General features: G+C 73.6%; 2 protein-coding genes. Both read left to right on the top strand.

The features are described 5' to 3' along the window. The coding region (locus CCN42_RS45205; RefSeq protein WP_245877630.1) for an ATP-binding protein at positions 1–242 on the top strand (242 nt) is incomplete at its 5' end. A 106-nt stretch (positions 243–348) separates the two neighbouring features. Next, on the top strand, positions 349–819 hold a 471-nt coding region (locus tag CCN42_RS36455), incomplete at its 3' end, for a cellulose binding domain-containing protein (RefSeq protein ID WP_211294876.1).

The following is an 819-nucleotide window of genomic DNA, read 5'->3' as shown; positions in this document are numbered from 1 at the left end:
GCGGCCGGGGCTCCGGCAGCGACGGCTCGACCGGCCTCGGGCTGGACATCGTGCGCCGGCTCGCGGAGTCCACCGGCGGGGACGTACGGATCGGCCGCTCGGTGCTCGGCGGCACGGAGGTGCGGATCTGGATCCAGCTGGACAGACGCGGGCCGGTGCGCAGCGGCCCCCGAGGGGCGGTGCGCAGACGCCGTCCGCGCGGGACGGCACCGATCTTTAACCGGTCCCGATCCCTTCCTTAAGCCCACCCTAAGATCCTCGACTCCCGACCGCCGAGGGCGTTTTGCCCGGTCCGTGCTCGCTAGCGTGCTGCCGCACCCCACCCCCGTACCGTGAGGCAGACACGCGATGAGCACGCACCGACGCAAGCTGAGCCGCAGGAACAAAGTGATCGGCGCGGCCCTCGCCCTCGCCGTCGCCGGAGGCGGCGGGCTGCTGCTGACCGGCACGGCCCAGGCCGCCGCAGTCGGCGCCGCGTACACGAAGACCAGCGACTGGGCGGGGGGGTACACCGCGCAGTACGTCGTGACGAACACCAGCGGCCACGCCAAGAGGGACTGGACCCTCGAGTTCGACCTGCCGGCCGGGTCCCGGCTCGGCTCGCTGTGGAACGGCGAGTCCGGCGTCAGCGGGCAGCACGTCACCGTGAAGCCCCCGAAGTGGGACACAGACGGTCTGGCCGCCGGTGAGTCCGTCACCGTGGGCTTCGTGGTCACCGGCACCGGGGACCCCACCGGCTGCCGTATCGACGGGGCCACGTGCTCCGCCGACGACGGCGCCACCCCGCAGCCGAGCGGCCGCCCGACCGATCCGGCGACC

The organism is Streptomyces glaucescens, assembly GCF_002154375.1.
Taxonomy (GTDB): domain Bacteria; phylum Actinomycetota; class Actinomycetes; order Streptomycetales; family Streptomycetaceae; genus Streptomyces; species Streptomyces glaucescens.
This window is presented reverse-complemented; position numbering and strand designations above follow the sequence as displayed.